The sequence below is a fragment of the Paraburkholderia sp. HD33-4 genome, from assembly GCF_021390635.1.
Lineage (GTDB): Bacteria > Pseudomonadota > Gammaproteobacteria > Burkholderiales > Burkholderiaceae > Paraburkholderia.
Genome location: NZ_JAJEJS010000001.1, coordinates 2,841,302 through 2,862,006 on the forward strand (window position 1 = coordinate 2,841,302; position 20,705 = coordinate 2,862,006).

General features: G+C 66.9%; 15 protein-coding genes and 1 pseudogene. 7 read left to right on the plus strand and 9 right to left on the minus strand.

Annotated elements, in window-relative coordinates; translation table 11 throughout:
- Window positions 1-61: 61 nt before the first annotated feature.
- The 3 genes from scpB to L0U84_RS12580 form a co-directional block, all read right to left on the minus strand.
- Window positions 62-1,111 (minus strand): SMC-Scp complex subunit ScpB, encoded by a 1,050-nt coding sequence (gene scpB / locus L0U84_RS12570; protein WP_233850268.1) that lies wholly within the window; start codon window positions 1,109-1,111, stop codon window positions 62-64.
- 373 nt (window positions 1,112-1,484) lie between these two features.
- Complete coding sequence (locus L0U84_RS12575; RefSeq protein ID WP_233850270.1) at window positions 1,485-2,705, minus strand: pyridoxal phosphate-dependent aminotransferase; 1,221 nt, start codon at window positions 2,703-2,705, stop codon at window positions 1,485-1,487.
- A 189-nt stretch (window positions 2,706-2,894) separates the two neighbouring features.
- The gene (locus tag L0U84_RS12580) at window positions 2,895-3,797 is read right to left on the minus strand and encodes a LysR family transcriptional regulator (RefSeq protein ID WP_233850272.1); all 903 of its coding nucleotides are present in this window, start codon (window positions 3,795-3,797) and stop codon (window positions 2,895-2,897) included.
- 411 nt (window positions 3,798-4,208) lie between these two features.
- Between L0U84_RS12580 and L0U84_RS12585 the strand changes: the two are divergent.
- Together L0U84_RS12585 and L0U84_RS12590 are read left to right on the plus strand one after the other, a co-directional pair.
- Window positions 4,209-4,604: pseudogene (locus L0U84_RS12585) on the plus strand (transposase); the annotation flags it as partial.
- Between the two features lie 336 nt (window positions 4,605-4,940).
- Entirely contained in the window at window positions 4,941-5,192 is a 252-nt protein-coding gene (locus tag L0U84_RS12590) for a hypothetical protein (RefSeq protein ID WP_233850273.1), read from the plus strand.
- A 368-nt stretch (window positions 5,193-5,560) separates the two neighbouring features.
- Here the strand turns inward: L0U84_RS12590 and L0U84_RS12595 are convergent, their stop codons facing one another.
- Window positions 5,561-5,884 carry a hypothetical protein gene (locus tag L0U84_RS12595; protein ID WP_233850274.1) on the minus strand — a complete coding sequence of 108 codons (324 nt, stop codon included), beginning with the start codon at window positions 5,882-5,884 and terminating at the stop codon, window positions 5,561-5,563.
- Between the two features lie 265 nt (window positions 5,885-6,149).
- On the opposite strand from L0U84_RS12595, the gene L0U84_RS12600 reads away from it, so the two are divergent.
- The 3 genes from L0U84_RS12600 (at window position 6,150) to L0U84_RS12610 (ending at window position 7,806) form a co-directional block, all read left to right on the plus strand.
- The gene (locus tag L0U84_RS12600) at window positions 6,150-6,869 is read left to right on the plus strand and encodes a YdcF family protein (protein ID WP_442793998.1); all 720 of its coding nucleotides are present in this window, start codon (window positions 6,150-6,152) and stop codon (window positions 6,867-6,869) included.
- A gap of 202 nt (window positions 6,870-7,071) precedes the next feature.
- A complete protein-coding gene (locus L0U84_RS12605) occupies window positions 7,072-7,311 on the plus strand; it encodes a hypothetical protein (RefSeq protein WP_233850275.1) in 240 nt (79 codons plus the stop codon).
- A gap of 237 nt (window positions 7,312-7,548) precedes the next feature.
- Window positions 7,549-7,806: a hypothetical protein gene (locus L0U84_RS12610; RefSeq protein WP_008923870.1), complete on the plus strand. Its 258-nt coding sequence runs from the start codon at window positions 7,549-7,551 to the stop codon at window positions 7,804-7,806.
- 80 nt (window positions 7,807-7,886) lie between these two features.
- Here L0U84_RS12610 and L0U84_RS12615 read toward each other — a convergent pair whose 3' ends face one another.
- Complete coding sequence (locus L0U84_RS12615) at window positions 7,887-8,177, minus strand: putative quinol monooxygenase (RefSeq protein ID WP_233850276.1); 291 nt, start codon at window positions 8,175-8,177, stop codon at window positions 7,887-7,889.
- A 603-nt stretch (window positions 8,178-8,780) separates the two neighbouring features.
- On the opposite strand from L0U84_RS12615, the gene L0U84_RS12620 reads away from it, so the two are divergent.
- Window positions 8,781-10,100, plus strand: coding sequence for a sensor domain-containing phosphodiesterase (locus tag L0U84_RS12620; protein WP_233850277.1), 1,320 nt, complete (start codon window positions 8,781-8,783; stop codon window positions 10,098-10,100).
- A 12-nt stretch (window positions 10,101-10,112) separates the two neighbouring features.
- On the opposite strand, the gene arfB is transcribed toward L0U84_RS12620, so the two are convergent.
- A complete protein-coding gene (gene arfB / locus L0U84_RS12625) occupies window positions 10,113-10,517 on the minus strand; it encodes an alternative ribosome rescue aminoacyl-tRNA hydrolase ArfB (protein WP_233850278.1) in 405 nt (134 codons plus the stop codon).
- 171 nt (window positions 10,518-10,688) lie between these two features.
- On the opposite strand from arfB, the gene L0U84_RS12630 reads away from it, so the two are divergent.
- Entirely contained in the window at window positions 10,689-11,330 is a 642-nt protein-coding gene (locus L0U84_RS12630; RefSeq protein WP_233850279.1) for a VC0807 family protein, read from the plus strand.
- Window positions 11,331-11,385: 55 nt separating this feature from the next.
- Here the strand turns inward: L0U84_RS12630 and L0U84_RS12635 are convergent, their stop codons facing one another.
- From L0U84_RS12635 to recC, 3 genes are read right to left on the minus strand one after another with little or no spacing between them, the layout of a single operon-like run.
- On the minus strand, window positions 11,386-13,485 hold the full coding sequence (locus L0U84_RS12635; RefSeq protein ID WP_233850281.1) for an AAA family ATPase: 2,100 nt from the start codon (window positions 13,483-13,485) through the stop codon (window positions 11,386-11,388).
- On the minus strand, window positions 13,482-17,207 hold the full coding sequence (gene recB, locus L0U84_RS12640; protein WP_233850283.1) for an exodeoxyribonuclease V subunit beta: 3,726 nt from the start codon (window positions 17,205-17,207) through the stop codon (window positions 13,482-13,484). Before recB ends, L0U84_RS12635 begins: the two co-directional genes overlap by 4 nt.
- Window positions 17,204-20,608 carry an exodeoxyribonuclease V subunit gamma gene (recC, locus tag L0U84_RS12645; protein WP_233850285.1) on the minus strand — a complete coding sequence of 1,135 codons (3,405 nt, stop codon included), beginning with the start codon at window positions 20,606-20,608 and terminating at the stop codon, window positions 17,204-17,206. Before recC ends, recB begins: the two co-directional genes overlap by 4 nt.
- Window positions 20,609-20,705: the final 97 nt, after the last annotated feature.

A 20,705-nucleotide genomic window follows, 5' to 3' on the forward strand; every position in this document is an offset into this window, starting at 1 on the left:
CAACCTCAAAATGTCAGGTCGCGCGCGCCCGTTGCGGGCGCGGCAAAAAAGTTCGGTTACGTCAGGCGCTGCGCGACTCGGTTTCGTCGGTCAGAAAACCTGCGTCCTGCGCGGCATCGCGGCGATCTTCGGGATCGTCGTGCGCCGCCTCGATCGGGTTCGGCTCGGCGGCGTGCTCCATATTGCGAGCTACGCCCGAGTCGTGCGCGGGTGTTGCCGGATCGGTCTGGGCGACCGGATCGTGATGCTGTGCCGAGCCGGCGACGCTGGTTTGCGCGGCCATGGGTGCCGGTTCGGGCTGTTGCTGCGTGTTGGGCGGCGAGCTCGACGCGTCTGATGGACTCGACGCATTCGTCGTGCCGGCCTGCCCGGCCGCTTCCGCGTCGGGCAACGACTCGAATGTCGACTCGACTACAATCTCGCGCGGCTCTGCCTCCGATCCCGACACGACGTGCTGTGCCGCTTCCGGCAAAGAGGGCTCGCCAGCCTCACCCGCCGTGTCGTGCTCCGCAACCTGATCCGGATGCTGCACGCTTTGCGCGTCGCCCTCGGCAAACTCGATCGCATGCTGACCCAGCAAATCCGCGTTCAGCTGCGCGGACGGATCGGCAAGCGGAGGCAGCTCGTCGAGCGCCGTCAGGCCGAGGTCGTCGAGGAACTGACGCGTGGTCGCATACAGCGCCGGACGCCCCGGCACGTCGCGATGACCGATCACCTCGATCCAGCCGCGATCCTCAAGCTGCTTGACGACCTGCGTATTCACGGTCACGCCGCGAATTTCTTCGATATCGCCCCGTGTCACCGGTTGCCGGTAGGCAATGATCGCGAGCGTTTCGAGCACCGCACGCGAATATTTCGGCGGTTTTTCCGGATGCAGTCGATCCAGATACGAACGCATCGCGGGCCTGCTTTGAAACCGCCAGCCCGACGCCAGCCCGACCAGCTCCACACCGCGCCCAGACCAGTCCCGCTTCAGGTCTTCGAGCAAAGTCCGAACAGTGTCTGCCGACACGCCGTCGGCAAAGAGCTTGCGCAATTCGACGAGCTTTAACGGCTCCTGCGCGCAGATCAAGGCAGTCTCGAGGACGATCTTCGCCTCTTGGGTATTCATGCAGCTAGGTCAGACCCTGTGGTCAAAGAACCGGATCAAACAGACGATGTGGAACTGAAGACGCGCTCGCCCGATTCTGATCGGTCATATTGATGGGAGCACGCACCGGGGGGCGGCGAACAGACTTATCGAGCCAGACCCAGCCGGACGGAGCGGCGATATTCCTGAAGGGAATCGCGTGACTGAGCGCCATATTACGCAAAAACGACCGGGGCGTAAAGCCGCGATCCCCCATGCATCTTCTGCTGCACCGTCGTCCAGTGTGCCCGCGCCCACCCCGGCAGAGTCGCCAGAAAGAAGATTTTCACGATTCGCGGCTTTTTGCCACTCGCGGCGCGTAAGAAGCAGCCCAGCGGGCACGCCAGGCCGGGGCTCAGACGCCGGCGTGGCGCGCCAGAAAGCGCGTCAAGCGCTCGACGCCGGCATCGAGCCGCGCCGTATCGCACGCATAGCACCACCGCACGAACCCCTCGCCCCGCGGCCCGAACGCGCTGCCGGGTGCCACGCCGAGCCCGACCTCGCGCACCATCGCCTTGCACAAATCGAGACTGCGAATCGAGCCCGGCATCGAGAAGAACAGATACATTGCGCCCAACGGAGCCTTCACATCGACGCCGGGAACCGCCGACAGCGCGCGCACCAGATGATCGCGCGACGTCCTCAGGTCGCGCACCAACTGCTGCGTGAACCGCTCGCCCTGCTCGAGCGCCGCGATGCCCGCCTGCTGCACGAACGACGGTGCGCACGACGTGTTGTACTCGACCAGCTTCGCAAGGTCATCCATCAGCGCGGTCGGCGCGACGATCCAGCCGAGCCGCCACCCGGTCATCAGCCAGGCTTTCGAGAACGAATTCACGCAGATCACGCGTTCGTCGCGCGTCGCGAGGTCGAGAAACGACGGCGCGGTGCGCCCGCCGGCCGCCTGAGCGCCGTCATCGCCGGGATAGTAGAGCCGCTCATAGACCTCGTCCGCGACGATCCAGATGCCGTGACGTCGGCAGTGTTCGAGCACGGTGCGCTGGTCGTCGCGATTCATCACCCAGCCGGTCGGATTGTTCGGCGAGTTGATCATCAGCATCTTCGTGTCAGGCGTCAGCGCCGCCAACAATTGCCCGACATCGAGCTCCCAGCCGCGTTCGCCGTAGTCGAGCGCGACGGTTTCGACATGCGCGCCGAGAATCTTCGGAATCTCGACCAGATTCGGCCATAGCGGCGTCACCGCGACCACCCGGTCGCCCGCACCGACCACCAGTTGCGCGGCGAGCATCAACGCGTTGACGCCCGCGCTCGTGACCGCGACGTGCTCGGGCGACGTCGCGCCGTGCAATTCGCTGACGTACCCGGCGAGTGCCGCGCGCAACGGCGCGATGCCGAGGTTGTGCGTGTAAAAGGTCGCGCCGGCGGCGAGCGCCGCGCTCGCGGCGTCGCGGATGAATGCGGGTGTGACTCGGTCGGACTCGCCGAACCAGAACGGCAGCACGTCTTCGACGCCGAAACCGGCGTTCGCGACTTCACGGATTTGCGATGGGCGCAGCGCGCGCACGGCGTCGCGCGCATTCGGGATGGAGGGCACGGGCAGGTCCAATTCGCTCATCGAGGCTTCCGGGTGGGTGGAGGATAACGGGCTCGGGGCGCAACCGCGAAGGCGTGCGCGATGAAGGCGGTAGTTTAGCGCGCCGGGTGACTGGTCAGCGGCGAAGCAAATGACTGTAGGCCCGGGTGGGCGGCGGCCCGCGCCTCGCGCCTGCTCACCGTTCGAACAGTCCGGGGGCGATCACGCCCGTCAATTCAATTCCTCGGCCCGCCCCGGCAACTGCCGGATCAGATTCCACACCGCCTCGGCTGCGGGCGACAGCGACCGGTCGCGCCGCCGCACCAATTCGACGCGGCGCTCGGCGCGCGGCACCAGCGGACGCGCGACCAGCGACGCACCCGCCGGCAGCGGCAGCGCGAGCCATGGCAGCACGCTGATCCCGACGCCCGCCTCGACGAGCCCGAACACGGTCGCCGAATGGCCGAGTTCCTGCACCACGGTGGCGTTCACGCCCTGCGCCTGCATCACGGCGTCGATGATCGGGCGGCTGCCGGACGCATAATCGAGCATCACGAGTTGCTCGCCGTCGAGGTCCTTCCACGTAACCTCCTTGCGCGCGGCGAGCCGGTGATCGTCGCGCGAGACGATGCAGAACGAGTCGGTCATCAGCGTTTCGCTGAGCAGATCGTCGTCGGAGAATGGGCCGATGATCACGCCGAAGTCCACCTCGCCCGACTTCACCTTCCGCACTACGTCGCTTTGCACGTCATCGCGCAGGCCTAGCGTCACATACGGAAATTGCTCCCCGCACGACGCGACCACGCGCGGCATCAGCCGGCACGCGACGGTCGGGCTCGCCGCGACCACCACGCGGCCGCGGCGCTGCTCGCCGATTTCGCGGATCTCGCGCAACGCGTCGTCGAGATCCGACAGCAGCCGCGACACGCTCGAGACGAGGTTGCCGCCGACGTCGGTTAGTTGCACTTCGCGCGTCGTGCGATCGATGAGCTTCAGGCCGATCTCGCTTTCGAGCTCGCGCACGCAGCGACTGACCGCCGACTGCGTGAGGCCGATTTCATCGCCGGCCCGGCTGAAGCTTTGCAAGCGCGCCACCTCGATGAAAACCCTGAGCTGCCGCAGCGTCACATTCATTTGCCCACCTCATCAATAGCGCAATTTAATGCGCATTGTACGGCGAAATCCAAGCCGCATAGTGCATGTCAAGGCGGTCGCTGCAATGCAGCAAAAAGGCGCGAACGCACGCTGGCCGGGCCTGTCTGCACAAGATTGGTGATTGTCCCGATTTGCGAGATGGGTTTTTTGGATTCTTATACGGCCCTGGTTGGCGCCCGCGTTGGCCCGCCGCCACGGGGATTTCAGACAATTGGGATCTGATTGGCACACTTCATGCGTTGAGAGACGCACAGGGTCGGCGCCATGGTTTCCGGTTGCAAAGGCAATCCGTGGCAAGCCCGTCCCCTTTTGGCACTCGCCTATCGAGTGCGTGAAGAGTGCGCGGCGCGGGGCAGCGCACCGGAGTTAGCTTCGCTGAGGTGAAACATGATGCTGTTCGACGATTTGAGAGATAACGAGTGGGCGCTGGTCGAGGCTTTGTTCTGTGCCGAGCCGGCGCGCAGCGAACGGCGCGGTCGACCGCGCGTGGAAGCTCGGGCGGTGGTCAACGCCGTGCTTTGGGTGCTGTCGACGGGCGAAGGCTGGTCCAAGCTGCCGGGCCGCTATCCGTCCCCGCCGACTTGCCGCCGGCGCTTCGACGAGTGGCAAGCCGACGGCACGCTCGCTGAAATTGTGAAGCGGCTTGGCACGAGCGGCCGCGAAATCTCGCTGCGTGGCCGGATTGGCGCTACGGCCGCGAAACCGCCGGCACCGCCGAGTCGCGACCGTCTGCGCGGCGCGTTCTGGACCAATCCGGAATCGTGGCGTGCGCCGGTCAAGATGGCCTGACGCGAAACTACGTTGTTACCGGGCGCCTGCGGGCGCCCGGTTTTTTATCCAGCCGACTCATCCACGATCGCGCGCACGCCAACGACCCGCCAACCTTTGCCGGTCGCCGCGAGACGCCGCCGTCTCTGCCTCGCGGGCCCGTTCCGGCGCGCCGTTCGTACGACCACGACCGCGCTCCGTGCGAGCAGCCTCCGACTCCCAAACCGCCCAATAGCTCCGGGTGAAACATCCATTTACTATTAATTACAGCGTCCTTTCTTACCCCGGCATACCTTAGTACTTATGCAAACAGGCCTTGAGTCGACGGGCTCGAGGTTCAGGGGGATTTCGGAAATGAAACCAATGTCACTGCTGTTGTGCGGCATTGTGATTTCATCGATGGCTGCACCGGCATTCGCGCAACAACGTCCGCAAGGGTGGAACTGGCGCCCGGACCGTCAGGCCACGCTGGAAGCGTGGCAGCAAAGCGAGACCCGCAATCGCGACTTCACGCCGCCGACGCCGCGTGGCGATCTGCGCGGCGACATCGCCAGCAATGTGCGGGCACGCCCGGATGCACCGCGCGAGGATCAGCGGCGTCGATGATGTGGCGAGTGGCCGCCCGGACGGCGCGTCGTGCGACGCGGCGCCTGGTCTCTCGCATTGCGCATGCACGATCGGGGAACCACCGGACTCGGGACCAGTCTGACTCAACGCCATTAGCACAGCGTGGCAGTAGTAATTCCGGTATGCCCGTATCTTCGTGATACGGGCTTTTTTTCGCTCTCGCGGCGTTGACCGCGTCGAAGGCGCGCACCGGCAGCGGCCGGGCGCGAATCGCGTCGCTACTTCGTCGATGGGGAAGCCGAGATTCGCCCCCGGACGCACACGGCGACCGATCGGCGGTAGAGACGGCCCGCCGAGGGGTGACAGGCCCGGGCGGACAGTGATTCAGATAAGCGATGAACCTTGAGCTAAGGCCTGACTTCAGCTGTCGCGGCGGTCTGCGGTTCCGCCGCGCCGAGAGCATAGTCGTTCATGCGTTGCGCGGTCCATGTGAGCAGACGCTCGTCGTGCTCGAGTCGCGCGAACTCCGCTTTGCCGCGTTCCGTGAGCACGGCGATGTCGACGGGGGCATGAAAGCCCGGCGCCGGTGCGACGGTTCGCTGACGAACGGTGTCCATCAGCCCCAACGCGCGAAGATATTGGAAGACACCCGGCCTTCTGGCCCAGGGAACCTGACGATATTGCGCTCGCCGCAGCGCTTCAAGTACCGCTTCGTTGGAATACGTGGTCATCTCACTTCTTTCTTAAAGTGCAGCTATGACACATTCATGCCCCCGCGTCGCTGCGCCACCGGCGACGCGCGTAGCACCCGCTCCTGGTCAGAAGCTCGCCGCCTGTACGACAGCGGAATTCCGCCAGGTGCTGCCTGGTCTCGTTTTCGGAACCCCCGTCAGAACGGCATGTTAGCGTTCTCCCCACGAACCGACGATGCAACCGCCGCGGCGCGATGGCTGGCCCGTGGATTTGTCCCGAAAGACATACGTTACCCCATTTAAATTGATTCTATTCACTTTATTAGCGCTTTTTTTTGCAGCAATCGTGCTATGGAAGCGTGCCCGCCGGCCGCTCATTGTCTGCATGATCGCGCTGTTCTGGCTGCTGGCCGCCGGCTGGCTAACCGCACCGCTGCTCGATCTTGCGCAACCGCAACGACAGAGCGCCGCGGCAGCCACCTTCGCGCCACGCACGGCGATCGTCCTGCTCGGCGGCGGCACGATCTACAACCACGACCACGTGCTGGTGCCGCCGCACGACGTACTCTCGCGCATCGAGGTCAGCGCGCAGAACTACGCGGCCTGCAAGCGCACAGCGAGCACGTGCCGGGTGATCGTGAGCGGTGGCAATCCACAGCGCCATAGCGCGACCGAAGCTGACACCTACCTGCCCTACCTGCTGCGTCAGCAGGTGGCGCGCTCGGACATCGTCCTCGAGAAAACCAGCCGCACGACCTACGAAAACGCGCGCAACGTCTCGGCTATTGTCGGTCAGTCACATTACGACACGTTGATACTCGTCACCTCCGCGTATCAGATGCCTCGCGCGCTGCTCGACTTTCAGCGCTTCGGCATCGAGCCTCAGCCGCAGATTTCGAGCGCGCGGCGCGTACGGCTCGGCGTGCTGCCACGCTTCGATAATCTCAAGGCCGCGGAGACCGCGTTGCATGAGCTGGGTGGCCTCGCGCAATTTCACCTGTATCGCGCGATCGGCTGGTTCTGACGAACGACATAGGCCGATCCGCTCTCGCCTGTATCGTATAAGCTGATTGCATAGCCGACCCGGTCCGCCTATTACAAAACGTAACAAATGTTGAGCGCGGTTACAAAGGCATCGGCTGGAGCAGAGTTTGCTCGATAGAATGCATTGTCTTTCCCACTGGACAGGCAATAATCGGGTCCACCACCACTCTACGGAGGTAACGATGAAGAAAGTGTCCCTGGCGATCCTGGTTTCCCTGTGTGCCGCAACCGGCGCGGCTTACGCGCAGGACAACGGCATCACGACGAGCACCGATCCGGCCAAGGCCGCCGACATCGAGCAGCGCGCGCAAGATTTGCAAAATCGCGAGCAGTCGATGGGAAGCGCACCGGCCGCGCCGGCCAAGCATCACAAGATGGCTCCGCATCATCCGAAGAAGGGTGCCGACGCGTCGGGCACCTGAGCGAGACTTCGCGGATCTCGCCTCGCGGCCTCGTCGTGAAGGTGAAAAAGCCGAAGCTGGCAGCGCCGGTTTCGGCTTTTTTATTTGTGTGATCCGCTCGCTGCCGACCAGGCACTCCGAACCCGCACCGGCCCGGTAAAGCCCCCGGCGCCCGGCTTTCTGTATGCTAAAGTCGCGCACCGACCGGCGAGCCGCCGGCATCCCCTAACCCGTGCGCACCTTGGTGCGGAGGACAGCATGAGCAACATCCAGCTTGATATCGAATGGACCGAAGCAGCATCTCGCAAGATCGAAAAACTGATGCCGCGTGGCGGTCAGGAAGCGTACCTCGCGCTGCCGCCCGTCGAATGCCTGCCGATGGAAGGCGACGTGCTGTTTCTCGGCCCGGCTGGCAAGCAGCAACCGTTTATCGTCGCGGAGCGCCAGTATCACCATGACGGCGACGCCGACTGGACCATCATTCTGATTCTCGATGTCCCGCAAGCGACCCACTGACCGCTGACGGCGCGCCGGCGGCCTAAGGGCCGCCCCACCTGTTCAGCTAGTCCGCGCGAGGTTGACGCCCGCGCCTAAACTCAAACGATCTTCGACACCACGCGAATCTCCGCGTGCTCGATCCAATCCGCGGCAGCCTTCTTATAGCCCTGGATATGCGCGGATTTCGCATGCGCCGCGAGCGCATCCTGGCTTTCCCACCGCTCGACGAATACGAACCGGCGCGGCTCCTGCACGTCGCGGTGCAAGTCGTACTGCAGCACACCCGCTTCTTTGCGTGTCGGTCCGACGATGCCTTCGAGCGCTTCGCGCAACCGCTCCTCATGCCCCGGTTTCGCCACCGAAATTGCGACCACCGCGATTTCCGCCATTCCTGATCTCCTGTTCACGAAAATCAGCAGCATACCCGCCGATCGCTGAACCTGTCGGCGAGTGCGCCGGCCAGCATGGCGACGCACGAATCTCGCCTCCGCCCGCCATGTCGCACCACCGTCGCGTCAAGCCAGAAGCCGCCCGGCAAAGCAGTGTCAAGCCCCGCGCCCGCACGGCCGCCCCAGTCCCCAACGCCGGCACTAACATGTGAGCACCGTCGGCGCCTGGAGTTTGGCGGGCGACCATTGGGCGCCCTGCTACCCTCGGCGTGGTACGGCACCTCACTGCGATTGAGAATCTCGGTTTCGCGCACGGCAAGCGCGCGAGACGCTCCGGCGAATGACCGCAAAGGGTTGCCGCACGGCCGTAGGCAGCGGTTTTGCGGACAATTTTCCCGCCCATGCGTTTGTGATTACCCGCACATTGTGGCGCGCTGCAAACTGCTAGACTCATTTTGACCAATTCGCCGGAGTCCAGCGTAGCTGGTACCGCCCTCCGTGTTCGCGGGACGCATTCGTTTCGTCCTGTCGACGCCTCGGGTGTACGAGCGCTGCGCGCCGAATGGGTTTGCGTGCCCCTTCACCCCTTGCCGCAACGATCCCATGTCAGCTCTCATGCCCGCCTCTATGCCATCCGTCAGCGATTTGACCGTGAGCGGTGTGCTCCCGCACCTGGTCCGTGGCGAGTCGGGCTGGACCGCGACCTGGCGCGCATTGACTTTGCACAGCGTGTTCCAGCCGGTGCTGTCGGTCACGCATCAGTGCGTGGTCGGCTACGAGGGGCTATTGCGGGCGTTCGATCCGGTTGGCCTGCCCGTTTCGCCCGACGTACTGTTCTCCGGCACGCGCTCGGCCGCCGAAGCACGCGAGCTCGATCGCATCGCGCGCTGCCTGCACGTGGCGAACTTCATGGAGCAAGGCATCAGCACCGGTTGGCTGTTTCTGAACACGCGCCCGCAGGTGTTCGAAACCGGCTGGCCGCAGCGCGCGTTCATCGACGAGTTGTCCGCGCATTTCGGGTTGCCGCAGGAGCGCATCGTGATCGAAGTGCTCGAGCAGCCCGCCGACGATGAATCCGCCGTCGCCAGCATGCTCGCCGCGTCGCAGCCGCGCGACTTCCTGATCGCGATCGACGACTTCGGCACCGGCTTCTCGAACTTCGACCGCGTGTGGCGCTTCCGCCCCGACATCGTCAAGCTCGACCGCTCGCTCGTCGCGCGCGCGGGCAAGCGCGAGGGCGACGAATCGATGATCAGCCATCTGATCGCGATGCTGCATCAATCGGGCACGCTGGTGCTCGCCGAAGGCGTCGAAACCGATGAGGAGCTGATGATCCTGATGCAGGCCGACGTCGATTTCGTGCAGGGCTTCTGGTTCGGTCAGCCGAAGAGCAGCGTGCGGGACGCGTGCACGAAGGTGCCGGCGCTCGTCGCGTCGATCTGGAGCAAGTTCGCCGAGTACGAGCGCGCGCACGCCGGCCACCAGCGGCTCGGCTTCGAGGGCTTCGCGGAAGCGGTGCTGGCCGCCGCCGACACCTACAAGGCGACCGGTGACCTCGAACAGGCCGCGCAAAAGGTCTGGCATCTGCCCGAAGCTCGCCGCGTGTTCCTCACCGACGGCCAGGGCGAGCAGACTCAGCCTTCGGTGACGGCGGCGTCGGTCCCGCCGCCTCCGAAGCGGCTCGCACCGCTCTATGCGGAGACGCGCAGCAACTGGTCGCGGCGCGCGTATTTCCGGCACGCGCTCGCGGCGCCGGGCCGCGTCGCGATGATGGGGCCGCACTATTCGCTCGCCGATGGACAGGACTGCTACACCGCGGCGATCGCGTTCGAGCGGGACGGCACGCACGTGCTGTGCGTCGACTTCGTGCCGGAAGCGGCGCCGCCGGATGTGAGCACCGGCAGACGCGGCACGAGGCGTTAGCGGCCCGTGCCGCTATTCGTGCACGCGGCCACGCCCCGACTTGAGCTCGCCGCGCTTTGCCTTGCTGTCGAGCCGTCGCCGGTTCGACGCGCGTGTCGGCCGCGTCGCGACCCGATGCTTGCGGGTCACGCTGACGCTTTCGATCAGTTCATCGAGCCGCGCCAGCGCCGCCGCGCGATTCATCTCCTGGGTCCGATGCTCCTGCGCCTTGATGACCACGACACCGTCGCGCGTGAGCCGGTGGTCAGACAGCGCGAGCAGCCTCATCTTCAGCACTTCCGGCAGCGACGAAGCTCGCACGTCGAAGCGCAGATGGATCGCACTCGACACCTTGTTGACGTTCTGACCACCCGCCCCCTGCGCTCGCACGGCGGTCAATTCGATTTCGTTCGGGGGAATCGGATAGCGGAATGTCATTGGTGATAGGGAAGAGAGATGCATCAGTGTACAAGCGCGCGACGCGCGAGGTCGCCGGGGTGCCCGATGCGGCCGCATCGGCACCGCTTCGCGAACGCTACGAAAAAAACCATTTGCGTCGGCGCGACCGGTTCATCGATACTGACTCTTTCGCTTACGGCGTAAATTCATATGAAAATCCGTCCCGGTTTCGTGCTCGAACTGGCCGTCAACTTTCTGCTGCCGTGGCTCGCTTACCGGCTCGCGCTGCCGCGTGTCGGCGAGACCGGCGCGCTGATCGCGTCCGCGGTGCCGCCGCTCGTGTGGAGCGCGATCGAGCTCGCGCGCTTCAGGCGTGTCGATGCGCTCAGCGTAATGGTGGTGGCGGGCATCGTGCTGTCGGTCGCGGCCATGGCGCTCGGCGGCAGTCCGCGCATGCTGCTGTTGCGCGAGTCGCTGGTGTCCGGCGCGGTCGGCGTCGTGTTCCTGCTGTCGCTGCCGATGCGTCGTCCGCTGATTTTCTACCTCGCGCGCGCGACGGTCGCGCGCGAAATGGAAGGCGGAGCCGCGCACTTCGAGGCGCTGTGGCGCGAACGCCCCGGTCTCGCCACAGCGATGCGAACCATGACGCTCGTGTGGGGCGTCGGCCTCACCGCCGAAACCGCGCTACGCGCGTGGATGGCGCTGACGTGGCCGATCGAACGCTTCCTCGTCGTGTCGCCCTTTATCGGCTATGGCATCTACGCGGGACTCGCGCTGTGGACGCTGTGGTATCGCAGGACGATGCGCGGCCGCGTCGAGGCCACCGAGCGGGCCAGCGGGATTGCCGGTTGAACGCCGCTCGCACCACAGGTCCCCCACCCCTCTCCTCCTACCTGCTATCGCGCGATCAACGCGATGCCTCCGCAATGCGCGCGGCCAGCCCCGAATCGCGCTGCGTCGGCGTCGCGATCGCCTGCGCGAGCACGGCCCGCGCGCCGATCACCTCGACGCGCTCGCGCGCGCGAGTAATCGCCGTGTACACGAGTTCGCGCGACAACACCCGGCTGAACACGGACGGCAGCACCAGCACCGCGTGCTCGAACTCCGAGCCTTGCGACTTGTGGACCGTCAGCGCGAACGCGGTATCGTGCGGCGGCAGCGCGGCCGGCGACACCGCGCGCACACCGCCGTCGCCGGTGCGAAAGTACACGCGCAACGCGCCGCCCGCGCCCGGCAGTGCAATGCCGATGTCGCCGTTGAACAGACCCAGCGCGTAGTCGTTGCGCGTAACCATCACCGGACGTCCGGCAAACCACTGCGCGCCGACCGCGAGCGTGACGCCCGCGGTGCGGCGCACCTGCGTCGCCATCGCCGCGTTGACCTGATCGACGCCGCGAGATCCGAGCCGCGTCGCACAGAGGATGCGAAAGCGGTTGAGCGCGTCGAAGAGCGGCAATGGATCGGGTGCATCGGCGGCGAGCGCCGCGGCAAGTGCGTCGGCGTATGGCGCGAAGCCAGCGGCAAGTCTTGCGATGGTGCGCTCGGCCAGAGCCGTGTGCGCATCTTCTTGCAGCGCCGCGGCGCAGACGTCGGTCGGGTCGATCTTCAATACGTCGAGCGCCGCGCTCGGTGAGCCGTTGCGAATCGCGACCGACAAACGGCCGATCGGCGACTCGAGACCGAACCGGTAGTTGCGCTCGAGCCAGACGACGCAGTCCGCGAGCGGGTTACGTTGGGTCGCCGACCCCGCATCGGGATCCGCCTGCCCGTCGGTCGCCGATATCGCGCCATTGCCGAACAGATCGCCCGACTCGGCTGAACCGAACATCTGCAGCGCCTCGGGCGGCGCGAAGAAATCGTCCAACGGCAGTTCGCCGTCCTGACTCGACGCCCGCGGCAACGCCCGCGCGAGCCGCGCCTCATCTATGTCGAGCGCCTGCGCGACGCGTCTTGATCCACGCGCGCTCAACGCCGGCCGCGCGCTCAGTTCGGCGAACACCGCGCCCGCTTCGACCGCGGCGAGCTGGTCCTTGTCACCGAGCATCACGAGCCGCGTCCGCGGTGCGATCGCGTCGAGCAGATGCGTGGCCATTGCGACATCGATCATCGACGCCTCGTCGATCACGACCACGTCGTACGGCAACGGATTATCGCGATGATGCCGGAAGCGCCCGCCCGGCCCCGACCCCAGCAATCGATGCAGCGTGTACGACGTCTGCGGCAAACGCGCGGCGAGTTCGGGCGGCAGCTCGCCCGCGCGCGCGAGCAACGCTTCCTGCATCCGTTGCGCCGCCTTGCCGGTCGGCGCCGCGAGCGCGATGCGCAGATCGGCGTGTGCATCGAGCAGACACGCGAGCACGCCGACCACGGTCGTGGTCTTGCCGGTCCCCGGGCCGCCGCTGACGATCGTCAGCCGTCCCGACAGCGCCATCACGGCCGCAACGCGTTGCCAGTCGACGTCGCCGTCTTTCGGCGGCCCGAAGTAGCGCAGCAGGCGTTCGCGCAAAATGGCGGGAGCCGTGTAGGCGTCGGCATTCGCGGTGCTCGCCTCACCCGTCGCATGCGCGACCAGCGCGTGGGCCAGTCGCCGCTCGTAGTCGAAGTAGCGCGCGAGATAAAGACGACCCTGCGCGTCGATCACGAGCGGGCGCAACGCCGCCGCGCCCGCCGCGTCCACCGCGTCCGTTGCGCCGTCGCTTGCCATGCCGCTCGCAAGCAGCGCCGCGCGCACTTCGGCGCCCGATACGTCGAAGCGGCGCGCGAGCGTCGCGAGCGGCACGCATACGTGCCCTTCGGCGGTTGCGCGGCTCGCGGCAAACGCGCCGCGCGCGGCCCACTTCACCACTTCAGTCGATGCGCCACCGCGCCGCGCAAGCATGCCGATGCGGCGCGCGAACCCTTCGGCGAGCGCGATACTGAAATCGGCCGGCGCGGGCAGATTGACGCCGATGTCTTCGAGCCCGAGCGGCGCGGCCGCGTGCTCATCCAGCGTGCCGGGCGTGCTCATGCGCCACCTCCGATCATCGCCGCGTCGAGCAGCGCCACGAGTTCGAACGGCGCGCGCCGCCGATGCACGCCGGCGGCGCCGTCGATATCGCGCCAGTCTGGCCGCACGCCGCGCACGAACAGATACAGATAGCCGCCGATATGCGTGTCATACGTGTAATCGCGCACGCGCGTCTTCAGATAGCGGTGCAGCGCGACCGTATAAAGCAGCGCCTGCAGGTGATACGCGTGGCTCGCCATTGCCGCTTCGAGCGGCGCGGCCGCGTAGTCGGCGGCGGTGTCGCCGAGATGGTTCGATTTCCAGTCGACGATCCAGAAGCGGCCATCGTGCTCGACGATCATGTCGATAAATCCTTTGACGAACCCGCGCAGCACGCCGGGCTCCAGCGCGACGTCGGGATAGCCGTAGTCGCTCAGCAACTCGCGCAGCGCCGGAAAATCCAGCGACGGTGCCGCGAACAGAAACTCCAGCTCGTTCAGGCGCCGACGCGGATCGAGCCGCGCGAGCGTCATGCCCGGCGTGAGTTCGGTCGCGACGACGTCGGCGATCAGCCGATGCATCATCGCGGGCAAGCGCGCCGCGAGCTCGGGAGCGGCCGGCGCCGGACGCTCGCGCAGCGCACCGCGGATCGCGTCGGGCCAGCTGCGCGCGTCGCTGAAATCGGCGAGCTCGAACATGCGATGCAGGCATTCGCCTGCCGCCGCACCGCGCGGGAACGCGAGGATGTCGTCGTCGGCATGCGCCGGGGTGTCAACCACGGCGAGCGGCGCGAGCAGCGGCGCGGCTTCGAGCGCATCGGCGATTTCGTCGTGATCGGGCCGCACGTCCTCCTGCGGAGCGTGCGCGTGCGCCTCCCCGCTTCTGCCGCCTGCCGCGATCAGCCCGCTGAAGCTCGCCATGCGCCACTGATCACGCAACGGCCGCCGATTCGCGCGCGCGTGCAAACGCGCCCCCCGATCCTGCAGACTTTCGAGCGGCACGCGGCGCGTCACTTCGGGCAGCGCCTGCAACGTGACCGGTCCGCCCGCGAGCGCGTGCCAGCTCGCCGCGAGCGCGGCTTCGTCGGGCGGTTCGGCGAGCCATGCGTCGAACGTGTGACCGTTGCCGCCGACGAGCCAGTTCAGCACGCTGCGGCGCGACTCCTTCGTCGATCGCGAGGACAGATAGGTGCCCGCGACCAGGTAGCAGCGATACACCGCGCGCGTGAGCGCCACATAGACGAGCCGCGCGCGTTCCGCCGCCTGCTCGCGCACCGCGTGGCGCGACGCGCGCTCGGCTTCCTCTTCGTCGCTGCCGTAATGCAGCACCGCGTCGCCGCTGTCGTCGTGATACTCGCGCGCATCGGGCAAGCCCGACGACGGCGGCTCGCGCAAGCCACCGTCGTTCAGGAATGGACAGAACACGACCGCGTATTCGAGTCCCTTCGATTTATGGACCGTGACGATCTGCACCAGATTGCGATCGGACTCGAGCCGCAGCTGAGCCTCTTCACCGCCGCCCTGCTCGCGCTGCGCGGCGAGCCAGCGCAAGGTCGGCGCGATGCCGGGCTGGGTGGCCGCGCGCGCCTGCACGAGCTCGGCGAGATGGTTCACGTTGGTCAGCCGACGCTCGCCGTCGACACCTGCAACGAGCCGCTGCGCGACGCGCAGCTCGCGCATCAGCGTGCGCCACATCACGGCGAAGCCGCGTTCGTGCCACAGCATCCGGTAGCGCGAAAAGCGTTCGACCCAGCCCATTGCGTCGGCGGGATCGAGTGCTGGAGCAGCTTCATCCACGGCTGCGGCTGCGGGCGCCTCGGCGACCTGCGTGAGACGCCACAGCGCGGCGGCGTCGAGCCCGAGCCAGTCGGTCGCGAGCGCGGCGCGCAGACGGCGCAGATCGCCGGGTGTATCGATGGCGGCCAGCACGCGCTCGATCTGCTCGGCGTCGAGCGTCGCGAACACCGACGCCTGCGCAAGCTCCACGCTGCCGACGCCCCACGCCGCGAGCACGCGTTTGACGAGGCTGCCCTGCTTATGCGTCTGCACGAGCACCGCGATATCGCCCGGCGCGAGCGGCTTGTCGCCGATCGTCACGACGCCTTCGCGCGCCCCTCGTAACAGCCGCACGATCTCGGCCGCGCACGCTTCGCTCGCGGCGCGCTGCGCGTTGCGTTTGTCCAGCGTGGCCTCGCCTCGCGGCAGCGTCCAGATGCGGAAATCGCCGCCGCTCGCGTCGGGATCGGCGAACGGTGCCCGGCGCCGCTCGCCCGCGCGCACCGGCTGATAGTCGAGGCCATCGAGCACGAACGCCCGGCGGTTCGCTTCGAAGATCCGGTTGCACGCGTCGACGATCGGCGCGGTCGAACGCTGGTTGACCGCGAGCGTGTAGCACGCCGACGCCGACTCGCGCGCCGCGAGGTAGGTATGCAGGTCCGCCGCGCGGAAACTGTAGATCGCCTGCTTCGGATCGCCGACCAGGAACAACGGTCCCGCAGGCGCGAAAATCCGGCTGAAAATCGCGAATTGCAGCGGATCGGTGTCCTGGAACTCGTCGATCAGCGCGGCCGGATAACGGCTGCGCAATGCATCCGCAAGCCACGAATGCGCGGCGAGCGCGCGATACAGATTCGCGAGCAGATCGTCGAACGACACTACGCGCCGCGTGCGCTTGCGCGCCACCAATTCGGCCGGCGCGTAATCGAGCCACGTCTGCACGAGCGCGAGCCAGCGCGCGCGCTGCGCGGACTCGGCGGCGACTACGGCCGCGGCCAGTGCGTCGGCATGCTCGAAGAACGGATGCGCGGGCGGCTCGAACTTGACCTTGGTCGCCTTCTTCAATGCCGAGGCCGTCAGCTTCAATGCGGCGCGCGGCGGCGGCGCATGGCAGTCGCCCTGCGCGAAGTAATCGGTCCACGCGGCGATCGCGGCGCTCACGTGATCGGGCTTGTGCGTGGTCTTGCTCAGCCGCTCCTGTGCCTCGGTGAGCAGCGCGACGATCGCATCGCGTTCGGCCTGCCAGATCGCGGACCCGACATCGAAGCCTGCCTGCGGATCGGCACTTGCGCCGTCCGCTTCGACGCTGCCCCAACGCAATTGCGCGAGCGGCTTTTTCAGGCGCCGCGCCAACTGCTCGTCGAGCGATCCGGGCCCGGCGCGCTTGGCCACCAGCCACGCGGCGAACGCCGGATGCGCATGCGCGACCGGCTCGACCTGCTCGCGCCAGAAATCGGCGGCGAGTTCGAAACGCAGTGCCGCGTCGTCGGCTTCCATCTCGAACGCAAACGGCATCGCGGCGGCGAACGGCGCTTCCTGCAACGCGCGCTGACAGAACGCATGGATCGTGTGAATCGCGGCCTGATCGAACGTGCGCAACGCGCGACGCACGACCTTCAACGCGGCCTCGCGCTCGATACCGTTCTGCGGCGCGAGCGTCGTCTCGAACAGCTGGCGGATGAAGGGATCGTCGCCGTCGTCGTCCATCTCGATCGCGCGATGCAGTTCCGCGAGACGGCCGCGTATGCGCTCGTGCAACTCCGCGGTCGCGGCCTTCGTGAACGTGACGACGAGAATCTGATCGGCGTTCAGGTTCTTTTCGAGCAGCAGCCGCACGTACAGCGCGCAGATGTTCCAGGTCTTGCCGGTACCTGCGGACGCTTCGATCTGATTCACGCCGTCGAGCGGACAGGCGAACACGTCGAGCTCGTCGGCGACGAGACTTTGATGGCGCAGCGCGTCGCTCATGAGGCGCTCCGCAAGTGCTGGATCAGTGGCTTGAAGACGATCGCCGCGAGGCTGCCGAACGGTTCGTCGAGCGTGAGCTGCGTGCCGCGCAGCGCGATGCGCAACGCGGGGTCGTCGGATTCGCCACGCACGCGGTCGTTGATCCACACGCCTTGCGCGGCCGATTCGCTTTCGCTGACCCTCGCCCATGCGCTCTTCGGGAAGAACCGCAATGGCAGCCGGCGGCCGGCATTGAACAACGCAGCCAACGGCGCGAGTTCGTCGAGCGGCGCCGCGACAGGTGTGAGCTCGAAGCTCTCGCCGCTGCCGTGCCACACGGTGCGACGCGGACCGTCCGGCTGCGCCGCGCAATAGACCAGATGCGCTAGCCACGCCGATAGATAATCGCGCGCGCTGGCTTTGGCATAACGAAAAATCACTTGTCCTGTTCCGGTCAGCAGGTTCAACGTGCCGCGCAATTGCAGCGGCGTTTCGGCGGACTCGCGCAGCAGCGCGTCATGGTCGCCGAACACGGAGACCGCGCCATCGATGCCATCGCCGCCTTGCGGCCAGCGCGGCGTGACGTCGAGCACGAACGGCAATCGTTCGACACCGGCTGCCACTTCGCGCCGCACGCTTTTCGCCAGTTGCCGCAGCGCGGACAGTTCGCGCGCGCGCCACACCGCGCCGGTCGCGCCGCCGGGCAGCTCGGGGCTCGCCTCGGCGACGCGCTGCACGCGGCTGAAGATCAGTTCGTCCGCGGTGTCGGCGTCGAGCAGGACCGGCAGCAGGCGCTCCGCGAGCGCGTCGCGGCCTGCGTAGTCGAGATCGAACGGCTCGGTGTCGAGCAACTCGCCCTGCGCATCCGACAACGCGATACCGAGCCTATCGCGCAGCAACGCGCGCGCCGGATGACGCCAGAAGCGCACGAAGTCGTCGAACCCGATCTCGTGCATGTCTTCCGGCGGCAGCGCTTGATCGAAGAACGGCGCGGCGGCGGGATGGTGCGGTTCGGCGAGCAGCGTGGCGAGCTCGGCGCGATCGGCGTCGTAGGTGAACAGGTCGGGCTTCGCCGCAAAGTAGTCCGACGCGAACGCCTGCAACGGATGCTCGACGATGAACTCGCGCCGCGCGCTGTCGACCTCGGCCGGACTCGCGTGCTCGCCCGCCGACACCTGGGCGAGATGATCGAGCAGCTCGTCGACGAGGGCGGCCGGCGGCAGCGGCGCGTTGTCGCGAATGCTGCGGCCCGTGTACGCGATAAAAAGCCGCTCACGCGCGGCGAGCAGCAGATCGAGGAACAGATTGCGCTCGTCGTCGCGGCGCTGACGGTCGCCGGCCTTGCCAAACGCGGCCATCAGATCGAATTCGTCGGCACGCGCGAGCGACGGCAGCACGCCGTCGTCCATGCCGAGCAGGCAGACCACCCGGAACGGCAAACCACGCAGGCTGGTCAGCGAAGAAAACGTCACGCTGCCCCACGGCACACCGCCGCGCGCGGGGTCGTCGAGCGCTTCGGTGAGCGCGGTGCGCACCACCGACGCCGGCAGCAACACATCATGCGCGCCGGCCTGCATCGCGGCGCTCATTGCATCGAGCGCGTCGCGCACGGCCGCAAGCGAATCGGCGAACTCGACGCCGCCGTCGAAACACTGGCCGAGCGTTTCGAGCAGCAGCTGCGACCAGTCGGCCGGCGTGCGCTCGATCGCGCAGTTCGCCGCGAAGCTGTCGATATCGTCGACGAAGCGCGACAAACGGCCGAGCAATTCGGCGTCCGAACCGTCCGCGCCTTCGACCGGCAGCCACGCATCGACCGGCTCGCCGCCGGCCGGCATCGCATAGCCGAGGAAGAGGCGCGTCAGCGCATCGGCGAAGGTATGACGCGCGACCGGCACGTGCTCGCCGACCGGTTCGAGCGGCGTGAGCCCGCGCCGCGCGCCGGCGGCCGCGAGCCATTCCTGCGCGGCTTCCAGCGAATTCGCATCGATGCCGTAGCGCACCGCGACCGCATCGACGCGCAGCCATTCGATCAGATCGGGCGCGCCGACGCTGCGCTCGGGCAGCGCGAGCCAGTCGAGCAACAGCCGCGCGACCGGATTGGCCTGCGACGGCGGCAAGCCGGTAATGCGGTACGGGATGCGGCGCGTGTCGCCGGCGGGCGTGGTGCCGAACACCGCATCGATCAGCGGGCCGGCCGCCGCGAGATCGGACACGGCGACCAGCACGTCGGACGGCTGCAGATCGTCGAACTCGTCGAACCAGCCGAGCAGGCGATCGTACAGTACTTCGAGCTGCCGCGACAGGCTATGGCAGACGTGCACCTCGATGCCGCGTTCGTGCGGCGGCTCGTCGGCGTCGGCTTCGTCGCGCAGATCGAGGATGCCGTTCTGCACGGCGGCGAGCCAGCTCGGCTCGGGGTTCTCGGTGAACTCGCCGGTCTCGGCCGAGGCGGCGCTTTCGGTCAGCTCGTGCAGCATATGCAGCTGCGCCTGAGTCTGACGCCCCCATTCGGCGAGCAGCGGATGGCCGACTTCCTGATAGTCGAGTTGCCCCGCCGCGTCGAGCGCCTGCACGCGCCCTTCGCTGACCACGTCGAACCAGAACTCGCGGCACGGGTTCATCACGTAAAGACGCACGTCGATCCAGCGCGATAGCGCGCGCAGCAACGCGATATGCAGCGGCGGCATGGTCGGCAACGCGAACACGCTGACCGCCTCGGGCCATTGCGCGTTCGAGATTGCCTCGAGATCGAGCCCGGCGATTTCATCAAGGAAGCGATACGCGGGCGGCAGCGCGGCCGCGGACGTCTGCGCATGAGCGCCGGCTTGCGCGAGTTCCGCGAGCACCGCGCGCCACAGCGCCGCCTGCCAGCGCTCGTCCTCGCGCGCCGCGTCGCTCGCGCCGGTCAGACGCGGACCGGTGTCGTCTGCGCTGTTGCCAGGTGTGCCGCTCGCGAAGATCGAGCCGCCCTTCTGCCATTGCAGCAGCCATTCGGGCCGATAGGTCAGATAGTGATCGAGCACGGTCGCAACGCGCCGCGCGAGTTCGTAGCGCATCGACGCGTCGGCGGCATCGAGATAGGTGCGCAGACGCGGCGACGCGTTCCACGGCTGCCCTTCGTTCGTGTCGTCAAGCAGCCGGTAGCAACGCCACACCAGCCGGTCCGGTGCGAACGGCGAATGCTTCGGCACCTCGATCACGCCGCCGATCTGCGCCCACAGCCATTGCGCGAGATAACCAAAGTTCACGTTCGCGCAGATGCCCTGACGCGCGGCGATATCGAGCTCGAGCCGCCGACGCACGGCCGCGCTCGGCACGATCACGGGCCGTGCGGTCCACGGGTCGGACGGCGCTTGCGCGAGGTCGTCGAGCAGCGCGCCGACCAGCGTTTCGTAGCGGTTCGAATAGAAGAGCTGAAGCATGGATTCCAGATGGCATTTGGCACGCGGATGACCCGCGAGCGTTGCTCGCGGGCCTCGGCGGACATTGAAGCGACAGCATAACAAACCCTCCCCCAGG

What these genes read in the sequence shown, in the direction of transcription:
- L0U84_RS12615 (WP_233850276.1), bottom strand. Translation starts at nt 8,177, where the DNA reads ATGGCGGAAATCGCGGTGGTCGCAATTTCGGTGGCGAAACCGGGGCAT.
- scpB (WP_233850268.1), bottom strand. Translation starts at nt 1,111, where the DNA reads ATGAATACCCAAGAGGCGAAGATCGTCCTCGAGACTGCCTTGATCTGC.
- recC (WP_233850285.1), bottom strand. Translation starts at nt 20,608, where the DNA reads ATGCTTCAGCTCTTCTATTCGAACCGCTACGAAACGCTGGTCGGCGCG.
- arfB (WP_233850278.1), bottom strand. Translation starts at nt 10,517, where the DNA reads ATGACATTCCGCTATCCGATTCCCCCGAACGAAATCGAATTGACCGCC.
- L0U84_RS12590 (WP_233850273.1), top strand. Translation starts at nt 4,941, where the DNA reads ATGAAACCAATGTCACTGCTGTTGTGCGGCATTGTGATTTCATCGATG.
- L0U84_RS12630 (WP_233850279.1), top strand. Translation starts at nt 10,689, where the DNA reads ATGAAAATCCGTCCCGGTTTCGTGCTCGAACTGGCCGTCAACTTTCTG.
- L0U84_RS12635 (WP_233850281.1), bottom strand. Translation starts at nt 13,485, where the DNA reads ATGAGCACGCCCGGCACGCTGGATGAGCACGCGGCCGCGCCGCTCGGG.
- L0U84_RS12580 (WP_233850272.1), bottom strand. Translation starts at nt 3,797, where the DNA reads ATGAATGTGACGCTGCGGCAGCTCAGGGTTTTCATCGAGGTGGCGCGC.
- recB (WP_233850283.1), bottom strand. Translation starts at nt 17,207, where the DNA reads ATGAGCGACGCGCTGCGCCATCAAAGTCTCGTCGCCGACGAGCTCGAC.
- L0U84_RS12575 (WP_233850270.1), bottom strand. Translation starts at nt 2,705, where the DNA reads ATGAGCGAATTGGACCTGCCCGTGCCCTCCATCCCGAATGCGCGCGAC.
- L0U84_RS12595 (WP_233850274.1), bottom strand. Translation starts at nt 5,884, where the DNA reads ATGACCACGTATTCCAACGAAGCGGTACTTGAAGCGCTGCGGCGAGCG.
- L0U84_RS12610 (WP_008923870.1), top strand. Translation starts at nt 7,549, where the DNA reads ATGAGCAACATCCAGCTTGATATCGAATGGACCGAAGCAGCATCTCGC.
- L0U84_RS12620 (WP_233850277.1), top strand. Translation starts at nt 8,781, where the DNA reads ATGTCAGCTCTCATGCCCGCCTCTATGCCATCCGTCAGCGATTTGACC.
- L0U84_RS12605 (WP_233850275.1), top strand. Translation starts at nt 7,072, where the DNA reads ATGAAGAAAGTGTCCCTGGCGATCCTGGTTTCCCTGTGTGCCGCAACC.